General features: G+C 72.8%; 4 protein-coding genes. All 4 read left to right on the top strand.

Annotated elements, in window-relative coordinates; all coding sequences use genetic code 11:
* Positions 1–9 precede the first annotated feature (9 nt).
* Genes AAC944_RS06530 through AAC944_RS06515 form a run of 4 tightly spaced genes read left to right on the top strand, consistent with a single transcriptional unit; the run spans position 10 to position 16,980 of the window.
* The gene (locus AAC944_RS06530) at positions 10–5,154 is read left to right on the top strand and encodes a type I polyketide synthase (protein WP_196942865.1); all 5,145 of its coding nucleotides are present in this window, start codon (positions 10–12) and stop codon (positions 5,152–5,154) included.
* Positions 5,151–8,378 carry a type I polyketide synthase gene (locus AAC944_RS06525; protein ID WP_051871527.1) on the top strand — a complete coding sequence of 1,076 codons (3,228 nt, stop codon included), beginning with the start codon at positions 5,151–5,153 and terminating at the stop codon, positions 8,376–8,378. Before AAC944_RS06530 ends, AAC944_RS06525 begins: the two co-directional genes overlap by 4 nt.
* Entirely contained in the window at positions 8,375–16,429 is an 8,055-nt protein-coding gene (locus tag AAC944_RS06520) for a hybrid non-ribosomal peptide synthetase/type I polyketide synthase (protein WP_051871528.1), read from the top strand. The genes AAC944_RS06525 and AAC944_RS06520 overlap by 4 nt, the downstream gene beginning before the upstream one ends.
* Entirely contained in the window at positions 16,426–16,980 is a 555-nt protein-coding gene (locus tag AAC944_RS06515) for a carboxymuconolactone decarboxylase family protein (protein WP_030611027.1), read from the top strand. The genes AAC944_RS06520 and AAC944_RS06515 overlap by 4 nt, the downstream gene beginning before the upstream one ends.
* Positions 16,981–16,999: the final 19 nt, after the last annotated feature.

Below are 16,999 nucleotides of genomic sequence, written 5' to 3'. Positions count from 1 at the left end.
GGCGCCCCCGTGACGTGGACAGCCGCGGACGTCGCGGAGTGGATCGTCACCTACGTCGGTGAGGAACTGGCCGTACCGGCACAGGAGGTGGACCGCGACGCCACCTTCTCGTCGCTCGGGCTCAGCTCCCAGGCCGGCGCGGCCATGGTCGGGCGGCTGGGACTGCGCCTCGGCCGGGACCTGCCCGTCGCCACGCTGTGGGCCTTCCCGACCGTGAACGGACTCGCCGCCGCGGCGGTGTCCGCGGAACAGCACACCGGCACGCCGGGCGGTGGACGGAGACGCTTCGGCGAGGACCCGGCCGAACCGCTGGCGGTTGTCTCCATGGCGGCGCGTCTGCCGGGCGCCGACTCCGTCTCGCAGTTGTGGGAACTGGTCCTGGCCGGCCGGGACATGATCGGGCCGCCGCCGCAGGGCCGCTTCCCGGACGGGCAGGCGCCGCCGCTCGACGCGGGCTACCTGCGGCAGCGACTCGACGAGTTCGACCACCGCTTCTTCCACCTCACGCCACGCGAAACGCTGGCGCTGGATCCGGTACAGCGGCTCTTCCTGGAAGTCTGCTGGGAGGCCGTAGAGGCGTCCTCACTGCTCCGTACGGGCCTGCGGGGCAGCGCCACGGGCGTGTACGTGGGCAGTATCTGGAACGAGCACGGCGCGCCGTCCCGGCCGGGGCAGCACACGATGCACACCGCGACCGGCTCCAGCCTCTCGATGGTCGCGAACCGTGTCTCCTACCTCTACGACCTGCACGGACCGTCGGTCACACTGGATTCCGCCTGCTCCTCTTCCCTCGTGGCCGTGCACCTGGCCGCCCAGGCCCTGCGCCTCGGAGAGATCGACGCGGCCATCGTGGGCGGCGTCAACCTCCTCCAGTCGGCAGCCACCACGGCCGACCTCATCGCCTTCGGCGGGCTCGCGCCCGACGGGCGCAGCAAGGCCTTCGCCGCCCAGGCGGACGGCTTCGGCCGTGGCGAGGGCGCGGCAGCGCTGGTCGTGAAGCGGCTCGCCGACGCCGAGCGGGACGGCGACCACATCTGGTGCCTGCTGCACGGCAGTGCGGTCAACAACGACGGGCACACCAACGGGCTGACGGCGCCCAGCCCCGGTGCACAGCAGGACGTCATCCGGGAGGCGCACACGCGGGGCCGCACCGATCCGGCGCGGGTGCGTTTCGTCGAGACGCACGGCACCGGTACGCCGCTCGGCGACCCGATCGAGGCGACCGCCCTCGCCGGCGCCCTGCGCGGCGCGGCGGCGCCTGTCCAGCTCGGCACGCTCAAGGCGAACATCGGACACCTCGAAGGGGCAGCGGGCGTCGCGGGGCTGGTCAAGGCCGCCCTGGTCATGCACCACGGCATCGTCCCGCCGTGCGTCCTGTCCGGCGAGGTGAATCCGCACATCGACCTGGATGCACTGAACCTGGCCGTGCCGCACGAGCCGGTCCCGTTGCCGTCCGGTGAGTCCGTCCTGGGCGGGGTCAGCAGCTTCGGCTGGGGCGGGACCAACGCACACGTGGTGGTCGGGCCGTACGAGCCGGACGCCGTAGCCACAGGCCCGACCCCGGCTCAGGACGGTGCCCGGCGCACCCCGCCCGGCGGTGAACAGCGGGACCGCGACGTGGCTTTCGTTTTCTCGCCCTTCGGCGGCCAGTGGACGGGCATGGCCCGCGACCTGCTCCGGACCGATGCGGTGTTCCGCGCCGCGGTCGCCGAGTGCGACCGCGGGGCGGCGCCGGTGCTCGGCCTTTCCTTACGGGAACTGATCGCGTCCGGAGCCGACCTGGAACCGTACGGCGTTGCCGTGTGCCAGCCCGCGATCCACGCGGTCCAGGTGGGTCTGGCCCGGAGCCTGGCCGCCCGTGGAGTACGTCCCACCGTGGTCGTCGGGCACTCGCTCGGTGAGATCGCCGGGGCCGTCGCCGTCGACGCGCTCACGGCGTACGAGAGCGGTCGCGTCGTGGCCCACTACGCGGCGGCGCAGCAGCGGCTGGTGGGCCGGGGCGGTGGCATGGCCGTGGTGGCGCTCCCGCTCGCGGAGCTGGCGCCCTATCTGGAGGCGCGGCCCGGCATCGTGGTCGCGGGCATCAGCTCGGCGTGCTCGACCAATCTGTCAGGCCCGGCCGCCGTGCTCGACGAGCTCGTCTCCGTGCTGTCCGGTGAGGGCCACAAGGCCAGCCGCATCAACGTCGGTCTCGCCGCGCACAGCCCCGCCATCGACGACGTCCGCGACGACCTGGTCGAGGCGCTCGGGCAGCTCGACCAGTACCCACCGGCGCTGCCGATGATCTCGGCGCTCGACGGGCGGCCGATGACCGCCGGTGCGTTCAGCGCCGAGTACTTCGCCACCGCGCTGCGCCGCCCGGTCGACTTCGCCGGGGCGTTGGCGCACCCAGCGCTGAGCGCCCCGGACGTCGTGGTGGAGATCAACGCCCACCCCATCCTGGGCAGCGCCCTGCGTGACAGGTACGGCGACCGGGCCACCGTCCTGCCGGCGTACTCGCGCTCCGGCAGCCACCTCGCCGACGTCGCCGACGCCTGCGGGGCGACGGTGAGCCCGGCCAGGGAGACGCTGCTGTCGCTGAGCGGTCACACCCCGGCGGCGCTGGCCCAACGGTGCCGGGACGTGGCTGAGTGGTGGCCCGAGGACAGTGCGCCCGCGGCCGTCGCACCCGCTCTGGCCGGCCTGGCGACCCTCCCGTACCGGGCGAGCGTCGTCGCGGCCGACCGGGACCGGGCAGTGACCGAGCTCGCAGCGCGCGCGGACGTTGCGGTCACCGCCGGTACGGCGCCCGCCGCGGCACAGGCTCCGCGTACCGTCTTCGTCTTCCCCGGCCAGGGCGGGCAGTGGCGGGGCATGGGCCGGGGCCTGTACCACCGCGACCCGGTGTTCGCGCGGCACGTGCGGCGCTGCGACGCGGCGATGCGTCAGGCCTGCGGTGTGCAGGTCCTGCAGCTGCTGCTCGAAGACACCGACGACGAGACGTTCACCAACGTCGCGACGGCCCAGCCCCTGCTGTTCGCGGTGCAGGTGGCGTTGGCGCGGACGCTGGAGCACTACGGGGTGACGCCGCACGCGGTGATCGGCCACAGCATGGGTGAGGCCGCTGCGGCGCACCTCGCCGGGGCGCTGTCGCTGCACGACGCTGCCGCGATCATCGGCCGCCGCTCCGCACTGATGGACGGCCTGACCGGTACCGGCGCCATGCTCGCGACCGAGCTGACCTTCCAGGAGGCCGAGGCGGTGTGCGCCGGCAACCCGGCGATGTCCGTCGCCGTGAGCAACTCGGCCCGCTCGACCGTACTTTCCGGGGCCGCTGCCGAGATCGAGCGGACAGCGCGGGAGCTCACCGGGCGCGGCGTCTTCAACCGGCCCGTACGGGTCCAGGTCGCATCGCACAGCCCCCAGATGGATCCCCTCCTGCCGGCACTGCGGGAAGCCCTCGCGGACATCGTTCCTGCCGCTTCGGTGCTGCCCGTCTACTCGACCGTCCTGGGGCGGGTGGCCGACGGGACGGAACTGGACACCGAGTACTGGGTCAGGAACCTGCGCGACCCGGTGCTGTTCGCGGCCGCGACGACCCGGTTGCTGGACGACGGCTACACCTGCTTCGTCGAGATCAGCCCGCACGCGGTACTCACTCCGGCGGTCGAGGAGACCGCGGCGCAGCGGAACGCCGACACGCTGGTGGTCCCTGCGCTTCGTAAGGAGCAGCCGGAGTGGCCGACGCTGCTGGGCGCGCTCGGACGGCTCTACGACGGCGGTGTCCCGGTGGACCACGCCGCGGTGAACACCGCGGGGCAGGCATTCCCGGTGCCGCTGCCGTACCCGTGGCAGCGGTCCTCAGCGCCGGTGCTGACCGGTGCGGCGCACCGCGGGAACGCCGACCCGCTCGGCGTGCGGACGCAGCTGCCCCACGACCCCGCGCTCGCGGTGCACGCCGGCCGGCTGGATTCCCTGACGTGGTCCGTCGCGGACCACGTGATCGACGGCCGGGCCGTGGTCCCCGCCGCCGCCTTCGCGGCCGCAGCGGTGCACGTGGCCGGCCCCGTCCTGGGCTCCGGCCCGGTCACGGTCCGGAACCTGGAGCTGCGCGCGTCCCTGGAGGTGTCCGGAGGGGACACGGCCCTGCAGACCACCGTGCGCAGTGACGGAGCGACGGCACGGACCGAGTTCTTCGGGCGGGAGGGCGACACCTGGGTGCAGGTGGGGTCGGCCACGGTCGAACGAGCGGCGGCAGAGACCGCTCCCCTGAAGCCCGTGGAAGGTGACCGGGCCGCGGCGGAGGACCTGTACGCCCGCTTCGCCGAGCGGGGGCTGGCCTTCGGGCCGCAGTACCGGCGGATCCGCCGGCTCTGCGTCGACGCGGCAGGCTCGACCGCGGAGATCGACTGGGACCCCCGGCACGCCGACGGCCACCTGCCCGTCGATCCGCGGGTGCTGGACGCCGCGCTGCAGGCCGCCGTGGCGCCGCTGCTGGCCGGACCGCACCCCGTCGCCACCGGCATGGCCGTACTGACGACGGCTGTCCGCGAGGTGACCGTACTCTCCGCCCCCGGTGCCGACCCGCGAGCGGTGGCGGCTGTTTCCGCCGGGCCCGCTCCGGGGTCCTTCGTCGCCGACGTGGACCTGGTCGGTGACGGCCGCGTCGCACTGCGAATCCGGGGCGTCGAGATCCGCCAGGTGCCGGTGGCCGCGGCAGCCGCGGCCGACGACGGCGCGGGGATGCTGCGGGAACAACTGCCGGCGCTGCCGGCGGCCGAGCGCACCGACCGGATGACCGAGGTGGTACGCGGTGTGGTCGGAGAGGTCACGGGCGTCCCGGCCGCCCAGGTCGAGCCCGCTGAGCCGTTCCACAGCCTGGGGCTCAACTCGATCATGGGGCTGGAGCTGCGCAACCGTCTGGAGCGCCTGCTCGGCATGGTGCTGTCCCCGACGGTGGTGTGGAACTACCCCACCGTGGAGGCCCTGGCCGCCGAACTCGCCGGCCGGCTGGCACCTCCCGAGGCGGCGGAGGAGGACCGGCCGGGGGAGCCGGTCCCGCCGCACACCGCGGAAAAGGACGTCCCGGGTGCCGCGCCCCGCGCGGACGAGAGCGACCTGGACGCCCTGCGACGAGAACTGACAGAACTGGAAGCACTGGTGGGGGAGATATGACCGAGCAGGGTGAGTCCGACAGAGCGCTGACCACCGCCCTGACGGCCGTCAGAAGCCTGCGTGCGCGGGTCGAGGAGCTGACGCGTGCACGGCGCGAGCCCATCGCCGTCGTCGGCCTGGGGGTGCGGCTCCCCGGGGGGATCACCACGCCCGCGGCTCTGCACGAGGCGCTGGCCACGGGCGTCGACGCGATCAGCGAGGTGGGTTCGGACCGGTGGGACCACGCGGAGTTCTACGACCCGGACCCGGACGCGGTCGGCCGCACGCACATGCGGCACGCCGGCCTCATCGACGACGTGGACGCCTTCGACGCCGCCTTCTTCGGAATCTCCCCGCGCGAGGCGGCACACATCGATCCGCAACAGCGCCTGCTGCTCGAAGTCGCCTGGGAGGCCTTCGAGGACGCCGGAGTGCCCGCCGACCGGCTGGCAGGGACGAACGCCGGGGTCTTCGTCGGCGCCAATGCCAGTGATTACCTGACCATGCAGCTGGCACGGCCGGAGTCCGTCGACCTCTACACCGTCGTCGGCGGCACCAACTGCATCATCGCCAACCGCCTCAGCTACCAGCTCGACCTGCGCGGCCCCAGCCTGTCCGTCGACACGGCCTGTTCCTCCTCGCTGGTCGCCGTGCACCTGGCGGTGCAGTCACTGCGGTCGGGGGAATGCGACACTGCGGTCGCCGCGGGGGTCAACCTCCTGCTGTCACCCGCCAGTACGGTCGCGCACTCCAAGGGGCTGCCGCTGTCACCGGACGGGCGGTGCAAGACCTTCGACGCCGCTGCGGACGGCTACGTCCGGGGCGAGGGCGTGGTCGCCGTCGTCCTGAAGCGGCTGTCCGACGCGGTCACCGACCGGGACCGTATCTATGCGACCATCCGCGGCTCGGCCGTCAACCAGGACGGCCGCACCAACGGCCTCACCGCACCGAGCGGGCGCGCGCAGCAGCAGTGCATCACGGCCGCGCTGAACAACGCCGGCGTCAGCCCCTCGCAGGTCAGCCTGGTGGAGGCGCACGGCACCGGAACCAGCCTCGGTGACCCGATCGAAGTCGAAGCACTGGCGTCGGTCTACGGCACGGCGTCCGGGCCGACCTGCCATCTGGGCTCCCTCAAGACCAACATGGGCCACCTGGAGGCCGCCGCCGGCATAGCGGGACTGGTGAAGACCGTGCTCGCCGTGCACCACCGGTCGGTCTACCCGTCCCTGCACCTCAAGACGGTCAACCCGCACCTGCAACTCGACGGTACGCGGCTGGGCCTCGCGAGCGGCCGGGTACGGCACTGGGAGGGCGACGACGAGCAGCGGATCGCCGCCGTCTCCGCGTTCGGCGCCGGAGGAACCAACGCGCACGCCCTCGTGGGACCGGCCCCCGCCGTGCGGCCGGAGGAGGAACCGGCCGCGGCGCTCGGCGGGGCACCGCTGACCCTGCGCATCTCGGCTGCCGCTCCCGCCGCCCTGGCCGGCCTCGCAGGACGGTACGCGGACCTGCTGGACGGGGCGGACGCCTCGTACGTCAGGACCGTCGCCGAAGTGGCCGACCAGCGCAGGACCCTGCTGCCCAGCCGGCTGTCGGCCTCGGCCGCCACACCGGCAGACCTGGTCGCGGTCCTGCGCGAAGCGGCCGACGGCGCGCCCGGCCCGGCCGGTGTGACCGGGGCGGCCCGAGGCACCGGTGGCACGGTCTTCGTCTTCCCCGGCCAGGGCCCGCACTGGATCGGCATGACGGCTCGGCTGCAGGACTCGAACCCCGCGTTCGCCGCGGCCGTGCGCGAGGTCGACGAGGCCATGCGCCCGGTGCTCGGACACAGCGTGCTCGACCTGATCGAGCACGGCGCCGACGGCGGACTCGCCACCCAGTTCGTCCAGCCGGCACTGTTCACGGTCGCCGTCGGACTCGCCGCGATGTGGCGTGCGGCGGGGGTGCACCCCGACGCCGTCATCGGACACAGCATGGGAGAGGTGGCCGCGGCGTACGTCGCCGGTGCCTTGTCGCTGCCGGACGCGGTGACGGTGATCTGCGAGCGTTCCCGGCTGCTGGCGCGCATCGCCGGCGCGGGCCGCATGCTCGTCGTTGGCGTCGGCCACGAGCAGGCCCGGAAGCTGTGCGAGGGGTACGGCGACATCTGCGTGGCGGTGGTCAACTCGCCGCACTCCACGGTGCTGTCCGGGGCCCACCGGTCACTGGAGCGGGTCGCCGCCGGGCTCGCGCGCGACAACGTCTTCAGCAGGTTCGTCGCGGTGGACGTCGCCTCGCACAGCCCGCAGGTCGACGTGCTGCGGACCGAGCTGCTGGGTGCCCTCACCGGCATCAGGCCGACGGCCCCGCAGGTCACGATGGTCTCCACGGTGTCCGGCAGCGATCTGACGCAGGCCCCGGAGCCCGCGTACTGGTACGCCAACATGCGCGAGCCCGTCCGCTTCTCCCAAGGCGTGGGGGCACTGCTCGCCGGCGGCCACGACACCTTCATCGAGATGGCGCCGCATCCCACGCTCGTCGACGCGCTCGACGGACTGTGCGCCGAGGCCGGCGGACCGGCCGCTGCCACCTGGTCGCTGCACCGGGAACTGCCCGACGACGTCGCGGTGGAGCGGGCTTTCGGCTTCCTGTTCGCCCATCGTCTCCGGGGCCCGTGGCCGCACCGCTCCGGCACCCGGCAGCGCCCTCCCGTCCCCATGACGACGTTGCCGACGTACCCCTTCGCCCGGGAGCGCCACTGGTTCACCCACGACCAGTGGGCGAACCCCTGGGCCGACCGGGCAGGCGCCCCGGCACCCGCGCCGGCCCCGACCGGGCCGGGCATCCCGCCGACGACCGGCGCCTGGACGGAGCAGGAGGTCACGGCCACCGTCGTCCGTGTCGTGGCGGAGAGCCTGGGCCTGGACCCGGACGAGCTCGACACCGACGCCGGCTTCTTCGCCCTGGGCATGGATTCCATGCTCGCCACCCGGGCCAAGGACCGACTGGCCAGGACCTTCGGGCTGACGCTGTCGAACCGCCTCATGTTCGAACACCCCACGGCCGCGGAGCTCGCGAGGTTCCTCGTGACGTCGGTGTGCGCGGGCGAGCAGGAGCGCGAACGCGTCGACACCGAACCACCCGGGCGCGGGGCCGCGGCGCAGCAGCCCGCCGGGCCGGACGCACTCGCCGACGACGAACTCATCAGAGCGCTCGAGTCCGAACTCGGCCGCTCTCACCAGCCGATGCCCGGGGGACAGTCATGACCACCCACCTGCCGGACGACACGCGCAAGCTCCTGCACTCGGCGCTGGAGCGGATCAAGTCACTGACCAGTGAACGGGACGCCCTGCGTGCCGAGATCACCGAACCCGTCGCCATCGTCGGCATGAGCGCGCGGATGCCCGGGGGAGCGGACGACACCGCGGCCTTGTGGGAACTGCTCGCCGAAGGCCGGGACGCGGTCGGACCGTACCCCTCCGCACGGCTGGACGACGTCCCCGGCGGCTTCCCCGGAGGCGTGCCCATGGGCGGCTTCCTGAAGACCGTCGACGGGTTCGACGCCGAATTCTTCGGCATCTCCGCGCGGGAAGCCCGCTACCTCGACCCTCAGCAGCGACTGCTGCTGGAGGTCTCGTGGGAGGCCCTGGAGAACGCCGGTGCCAGGCCCACGACGCTCAAGGGCAGCAAGGTAGGCGTCTACGTCGGAGTGACCAACAACGACTACATGCAGTCGTTGCTGACTCATGTGGCCCCGGAGGATCTGGAGGCGTACGCCCTCACCGGCAACGCGTCGACCTTCGCGGCAGGCCGGATCGCCTACTGGCTCGGGGTGCACGGCCCCAGCCTGTCCGTCGACACCGCCTGCTCCTCGTCCCTGGTCGCGGTGCACCTCGCCGCACAGGCGCTGCGCAGCCGGGACGCCGACCTCGCGCTCGCCGGCGGAGTCAACGTCCTGCTCTCGCCCGAGTGGTACACCGTGCTCGGCAAGGCGAACATGCTGTCGCCCGACGGCCACTGCAAGACGTTCGACACCTCCGCCGACGGCTACGTCCGTTCGGAAGGCTGCGGCGTGGTGGTACTGAAGCGTCTGTCCGACGCACAGGTCGACGGGGACCGGATCCTCGGCGTCATCCGCGGCAGCGCCGTCAACCAGGACGGGCGGGCGAGCGGCATCACCGTGCCCAACGCGAAGGCACAGCGGGACGTCGTACGCGCCGCGCTCGACGCAGCCGGACTGGCGGCCGCCGACATCGACTACGTCGAGACGCACGGCACCGGGACGCCGCTCGGCGACCCGATCGAGGTGAACGCGCTGGCCGATGTGTTGTGCCCGCCGGACAGGAGCACACCGCTGCTGGTCGGATCCGTCAAGACCAACCTCGGCCACCTGGAGCCGGCGGCCGGCGTCACCGGCCTCATCAAGGTGGTACTCGGCCTGAACCACGATCTGATCCCGCCCCACCGCGGCCTCTCGGAGATCAACCCCGAGATCGACCTCGACCGGCTGAAGATCGCGGTACCGGCCGACGGCCTGCCGTGGACCCCGGGGGAACGGATGCGGCGCGCAGGCGTCAGCTCGTTCGGCGCGAGCGGCACCAACGCCCACGTCATCGTCGAAGAAGCACCGGCCTCGGCAGCGGACGACCTGCCCCGGCAGGACCCCGGCACCTGTGTGCTGCCCTTGTCCGCCCGCACCGCGGACGGCGTCACCGAGCTCGCCCGGCAGTACCTGGCACGCCTCGATCCGGCCCGGGTGACCGTGACCGAGGAGACGCTGACGGACCTGGCCTTCACCGCCGGCACGGCCCGCGATCACTGGCCGGTCCGCCACGCCGTCGTCGCCGCCACCCCGTCGGAGATGCGGGACGAGTTGCGGCGGGTGGCCGACGGGCAGGTCGCGCTCGCGGGCCCCGCGAAGCGCCGGCAGGGCCGGACCGCCTTCCTCTTCACCGGTCAGGGCTCGCAGTACCCCGGTATGGGAGCCGGACTCTTCCCGTCCTCACCCGTCTTCCGCAGCAGCCTGGAGCACTGCGCCGGGCTGGTGGACGGCCTGCTCGACCGGCCGTTGCTCGACGTCATGTTCGCCTCGGACGGCTCTGCCGTCCACGACACCCATTACGCGCAGCCGGCACTGGTGGCGCTCGAATGGTCGCTGGCACAGATGTGGCGCGCCCTGGGCATCGAGCCCGACGTCGTCGTCGGGCACAGCGTGGGCGAGATCGCCGCGGCCGCGGTGACCGGGGTCCTCGACATCGCCGACGCACTCGCGGTCGCGGCCGCCCGTGGCCGGCTGATGCAGGAACTGACCGCACCGGGCGCGATGGCGGCGGTCTTCGGGCCGGTGGAGGCGGTACGCGAACTGCTCGACGGGACGCAGGGGAGCGTCGGCGTCGCCGCGGTCAACGGGCCGGAGCACGTGGTGATCTCGGGCGACCCCGACGGCGTACGCCACGTGTGCGAACGTGCGGCCACGCGAGGGCTGCGCAGCAAGCAGCTGGCGACCGGCCGGGCCTTCCACTCCCCGCTGATGCGGCCGATGCTCGACGCCTTCGAGAAGGAACTGTCCGGCATCACCTTCGCCGCGCCGTCCGTCCCCCTGGTCTCGTCGCTGACGGCGGCACCGGTGGCGGCACAGGACTGGAACGCCGGGTACCTGCTGGAGCACGCACTCCGGCCGGTCGACTTCTTCGGCGCCATGACGGCCGTCATGGACACCGGCGTCGACCACGTCCTGGAGATCGGGCCGACACCGACGCTGCTGGCGATGGCCCGCAGGTTCGTACCCGAGCAGCGGCGTTCCGGACTGTGGGGCATGTCCTTGCGGCCGGGCCGCCCCGATCGTGAGGTCGTGGCGGCCACTGTGGCCGAGGCCTACACCGCCGGCCTGGACATCGACTGGCTGGCGCTGTGGTCGGGGCGGGCCGCCAGGATCACCGATGCTCCGACGTATCCGTTCCAGCGGTCCCGTCATTGGTACGAGCCGACCCGCAGCATCCAAGGCCCCGTGCCGCAGCGGCAGAGCACCGGCGTTCAGCTGCCGGGTGCCGCCTCGCTGCTCGGTACCCGGGTGCCCACTCCGGGATCGGGAGCCGCCTTCCTCGCTTCCCTGGACAGCGCGGCCGACCCGGCACTGGCCGACTGCGTCATCGGGGGTGAGCCCATCGTCAACGTGGGCTTCTTCCTGGAGGCCGCCGTCCAGGCGGCCCGTGCCGTGACGGAGCGGGAGACCGTCGGGCTGGAGGACGTCACGGTGCTCCAGCGCCTGGGGTACGACGGGGACCGGCGGCCGACGGTCATGCTCACCCTCGACCCGGCACACGACGGGACACTGGGCTTCGCCTACCGGTCCGATCCCGGGGACCCGGCCCTGGCCTGGCCGGTGCACTGCCGTGGCCGCGTCGCGGGGACCGGCGCGGTGCCCGCGGCGCACGCCGAACTGCCCGGCGAGCTGCCGCACCGGATGACCGGCGGCGAGTTCTACCGTCACATGTGGTCCCGCCGCCTGTATCTCGGCGACGGTGCCAAGTGGGTCGAGGAGGTCGCCTTCGGCCGGGACCACGCCTCGGCCCGCGTCCGGGCCGCCACCCGCGCGGAGGCGGACCGCTACGTCGTGCCGCCCGGGCTGACCGACGCGATGTTCCAGGTGCTCTTCGCGCCGTTGATCGCGCGGGGCACGTCGGACAGTGCCTTCATGGTGGTCGGCATCGACGCCTTCACCGTACGGGCCGGAATGCCGGCCGACGCGATGCAGGTACGGGTGCTGCTGCGGGCGGGACCGGCGGACGCGCGCACGGTCGTGGCCGACGTGTCCCTCCTGGACGCCGCCGGCACGTGCTGGGTCGCGGCGTCGGGCGTCACGCTCGCCCGGGCGCAGGCACAGCCCCGGGCGGCCGGCCCGCTGCCCGGCGCACAGGCCTGGCAGCCGCTGGCGGCGGCCGTACCGCACGAGGGCCCTGCCGTGCCGGACCAGGCGCCGGAGACCCCGCTCAAGACGGTGACGGACGCCTGCGCCCGGTCCCTGCGTGCCGATGCGAGTCGGCTCCCGCAGGACGAACCGGTGCAGAACCTCGGCCTGGACTCCCTGATGGCCCTGGAGATCAAAGAGGCGATCACGGCCCGCTGCGGTGTGGCCGTCCCCCTGGCGATGTTCCTCGACGGGGCGAGCATCACCGAGGTCGCGGCCTACGTGCAGCAGCAGATGGCCGACGACGCCGGGCACCTGCCGGTGCCCGCCCCCGACCGGACGCCCGCACAGCCGGCCGAGGTCTCTCCGGCCGCTCCCGGCCAGGGCCAGGAACTGGTCGTCGACCCGGACGGCCGGTACGAGCCCTTCGGCCTCACCGACCTGCAGCAGGCCTACCTCATCGGGCGGTCGGAAGGCATCGAGCTCGGCGGCGTCTCGACCTTCTTCTTCCTCGAGGTCGACCTGCGCGGCCTGGACTGCGAACGCCTGGAGTCCGCCCTCAACACGGCCATCGGCCGGCACGACATGCTGCGCGCGGTCATGACCGACGACGGCCGGCAGCGGGTCCTCCCGCAGGTCGAGCACTACCGGCTCGACCGCCTCGACCTCAGCTCGGTACCGGCCGAGCACCTGCAGGCACGGCTGGCCGAACGGTCCGGGCAACTGTCGCACCAGGTCTTCGACCCGACCGTGTGGCCCCTGTTCCATCTCGCCGTCACCGAGCTCCCGGACGGGACCACCCGGCTGCACGTCGGCATCGACGCGCTCATCATCGACGCCTGGAGCACGGCGCTGCTCTTCGCGGAACTCGCCCAGACGTACGGCGGACACGACCAGGCCCCCGTCGAGCTGACGTTCCGCGACTACGTCCGGCACATCCGCGCCCTGGAATCCGCACCGGCGTACGCCGCGGCACGGGCGTACTGGACGGACCGGATCGCGACGCTGCCGCCGGCCCCCGAACTGCCGCTGGCCGCCGACCCGGCGGCGATCGGACGCCCGGAGTTCGCACACCTCAGCGGAACCGTCCCGCCGCAGCAGTGGGAGCGGTTCAAGGCGCACGCGAACGCCGCGGGAGTCACTCCCTCGGCAGCCGTCGCCGCCGCGTACGCCGAGACCGTCGCCCGCTGGTCGGCGAACCCGCACTTCACCCTGACCCTGCTGTTCTTCAACCGCACCCCGGTGCACCCGCAGGTCGGCGCGGTACTCGGTAACTTCTCCACCACGACCCTGCTGGAGGTCGACACCCGCGGTCCGGCGGACTTCGCCACCCGTAGCCGGCAGCTCCAGCGCCAACTCTGGAGCGACCTGGAACACAGCGCGTTCAGCGGCGTACAGGTCCTGCGCGAGCTGGCCACCCTGCACGGCTCCGCGCGGGCCGGCCGGGCGCCCGTGGTGTTCGCCAGCACGCTCAACTTCTCCTCGGGCGAGGGCCCCGCGTCCAGCGCGCTCACCGACCACCTGGTCGCGCTGACGGGCGACGGGGAGGAAGTCTCCTCGATGATCCGCACTCCTCAGGTCTGGCTGGACCACCAGGTGATCGAGGACGCCGACGGACTGCGCCTGAACTGGGACTACGTGTCACAGCTGCTGCCCGAGACAATGGTCGCGGCCATGTTCGCGAGCTACCGCGGACTCATCGAGACGCTCTGCGACGACGCACACGCCTGGGACCGCACACCCGACGTCGAGCTGGCCGAGCAGGAACTCGCACCGCGACGACAGGCCAACGCCACGGAGGCGGAGCGACCCACCGGCCTGCTCCACCACGGCTTCGAGCGTGCCGCGGCGCAGTCCCCCGACGCGCTCGCCGTCGTGTGCGGCGAGGAGACCCTCACCTACGCCGAACTCGACCGGCGCGCCGACACCTTGGCCCGCCACATCGTGGCCGGCACGGGGACCGACCCCGAAGAGCTCGTCGCCGTACTGCTGCCCAAGGGCACCGCGCAGATCGTGGCCGTGCTCGCGGTACTGAAGGCCGGCAAGGCGTACGTGCCGATCGCCGCCGACCTGCCGGCGGACCGCGCGCGCCGGACGCTGGAGCTGTCGGGAGCCGCGCTGACCGTGGTGGACCACGAGGCCCGCACGGCACATCCCTGGCTGAGCGCGTTCCCGGTGCTGGACGTGGCGGCGGCCACCGGCACACCGCCCGCCGACAGCCGGCCCGCCGCCGTGGCCGAGCCCGGCAACGTCGCCTATGTCATCTTCACCTCCGGTTCCACCGGTCAGCCCAAGGGCGTGGTGATCGAGCACCGGGCCGCCCTGGGAACCCTCCAGGACGTCGGCCGGCGGTTCTCGATCGAGGCCACGGACCGTGTGCTCGGCCTCTCGGCGCTCCACTTCGACCTGTCGGTCTTCGACGTCTTCGGCGTCCTGGCGGCAGGCGGCACACTGGTGCTGCCACGGCCGGAAGAGCTGCGTGATCCGCAGGCGTGGTACGAGCTGGTGCAGCGGCACGGTGTCACCGTCTGGAACTCGGTCCCCGCCCTGCTCCAGATGATGGTCGACCACCTGGAAGGCCAGGAGGTGGTCCTGCCGTCCCTGCGCACGGTCATGCTCAGCGGCGACTGGATACCCACCGAACTGCCCGGCCGGGCACGCCGGTGCGTGCCGGGAGCGGAGATCCATTCGCTGGGCGGTGCCACCGAGGCCGGTATCTGGTCCATCACCTACCCGATCGGCACCGTGGACCCCGCGTGGCCGTCGATCCCCTACGGGAAGCCGCTGGAGAACCAGAGCTTCCACGTGCTGGACGACCGGCTGAGGCATCGGCCCACGGGCGTCCCGGGTGAGCTCTACATCGGCGGCGACGGCCTCGCACGCGGTTACCTGGCCGACCCCGAGAAGACCGCCGCGAGCTTCGTGGACACGGTGCACGGCCGTCTCTACCGCACCGGCGACCTGGGCAGGTACCTCCCGGACGGCAACATCGAATTCCTGGGCCGCGAGGACGGTCAGGTGAAGATCCAGGGGTACCGGATCGAGCTGGGCGAGATCGAGAGCGCGCTGAGCCGGATGCCCGGGGTCCGCGGCGCGGTCGCCACCGCCATCGGCGAAACGATGGGTGCCAAGACCCTGGCGGCCGGCGTGGTGCTCGATGCGGCGGAGACCACCGTCGAAGCGGTCGCCGACGCACTGCGGACCCAGCTCCCGGCCTACATGGTCCCGAGCCGGATCGTCGCACTGGACGCCGTGCCGATCACCGCGAACGGCAAGGTGGACCGGCGCGCCCTTGAGGACCGTTGCCGCCGGTCGGTACGGCACACGGCAGCCGAGCCGCCGCGGGACGACACCGAGAAGTACCTGGCCGGCCTGTGGACCCAACTGCTGCCGAACGCCCCGCTCGGCAGGGACGACGACTTCTTCGCGCTCGGCGGGAACTCCCTGCTCGGCGTGCGGCTGATGTCCCGCGTCCGGGCCGACCTGGGGAAGACGGTCCCGCTCTCCGTACTGTTCACGCACCCCACCCTCGCGGCCATGGCCGAGGCGGTCCGTGACGGCGCGGGCAGGCGTACGACGCTGGTACCGATGACGACCGGCGGGACGGGCCCCACGTCGTACTGGATCCATCCCGTGGGCGGCGACATCGTCTGCTACCGCGACCTGGCGCACTCCCTCGGAGTGCCGGTGACCGCGGTGCAGGTACCGGACGAGGTGACCGCCTCGGCAGGCCTCACCGAGCTCGCCGACCGCTACGCCGACGCCATCGCCGAGGACGTCACCGGCCGCGACGTGCGCATCGCCGGCTGGTCGATGGGCGGCGTACTCGCGCTCGAGGTGGCCGAGCGGCTGACCGGGCGCGGACTCGCCGTGGCGCCGGTCGTCGCCGTCGACCTGATGGAGCACCCCGACGAACACGGCGAGAGCCCGTCCCGCGCGCGGCTCCTCGAATGGTTCGCCCGCGACGTCGCTCAAGTGGCGGGCGCGCCGGACCCGTTGGCCGGGTACGACCTCGGCGCGGCCGACGATCCCGACGCCGTACTCGCCGAACGGCTGCGCGCCAGTGGGCTGCTGGGCAGCGACACCGACCAGGAGACGATCGACGCGCTCCTGTCGCGGTTCGTCACCAACGCCCGTGCGCTCGCCGGCCACCGGCCGGGCAGCTACGCGACGCCGGCCGTGCTGATCCGGGCGAGCGAGGGCGCCTCCGAGGCCGTGACCTCGGCGTGGGCCGCCCACCTCACCGGACACGTCACCGTCCACACCCTCGTCGGCGACCACTACTCCCTGCTCCGGCCCGGCCGGCTCGACGCGCTCGTCTCGACGGTGCGCGCCGCCTGGGGCACTTCAGACCACCGGACGGCGAACCCGTCGCCCGGCTCACACAGTTCAGAGAGGAACCCCTCATGACCACGTTCACCCGCCACGACGTCTCGTCGGCTCCGGAAGGCGCCCGTCCCATCATGGAGAACACCGCCAAGGGCTTCGGTTTCGTGCCCGCGCCGGTGGCTCTGATGGCGGAGTCGCCGGAGCTGCTCGAAGGCTTCATGAACGGCAACGCGCTGTTCAACAAGACCACCCTGAGCCCGCTGGAGCGCGAGGTCTTCATCCTCACGATGGCCACCACGGTGGAGTGCCACTACTGCGTGGCGATGCACAGCGCGATGCTCAAGCGCACCAACGCCGACGAGGCCCTCATCGAGGCCCTGCGCGCCCGTAAGCCGCTGGAGGACGAGAAGCTGGAGGCGATGCGCGTCTTCACCCTCGCCGTGATGGAAGGCCACGGGCATGTGGCGGACGAGAAGATGAAGGCGTTCTTCGACGCCGGCTACACCCGGCGCAATGCCCTCGAGGTCGTCCTGGGCCTGGGCGTCTACACCATCTCCACCTACGCGAACCGCATGACCGACGCGCCGGTGGACGAGCCCTTCAAGGCCTTCGAGTGGCACGCCGAGCACTGAGCACCGACACACCACGGGG

This window comes from Streptomyces sclerotialus, from assembly GCF_040907265.1.
Lineage (GTDB): Bacteria > Actinomycetota > Actinomycetes > Streptomycetales > Streptomycetaceae > Streptomyces > Streptomyces sclerotialus.
The sequence above is the reverse complement of the archived record's forward strand: the minus strand, read 5'-3'. Positions and strand labels throughout refer to the sequence as shown.

What these genes read in the sequence shown, in the direction of transcription:
- AAC944_RS06525 (WP_051871527.1), top strand. Translation starts at nt 5,151, where the DNA reads ATGACCGAGCAGGGTGAGTCCGACAGAGCGCTGACCACCGCCCTGACG.
- AAC944_RS06520 (WP_051871528.1), top strand. Translation starts at nt 8,375, where the DNA reads ATGACCACCCACCTGCCGGACGACACGCGCAAGCTCCTGCACTCGGCG.
- AAC944_RS06515 (WP_030611027.1), top strand. Translation starts at nt 16,426, where the DNA reads ATGACCACGTTCACCCGCCACGACGTCTCGTCGGCTCCGGAAGGCGCC.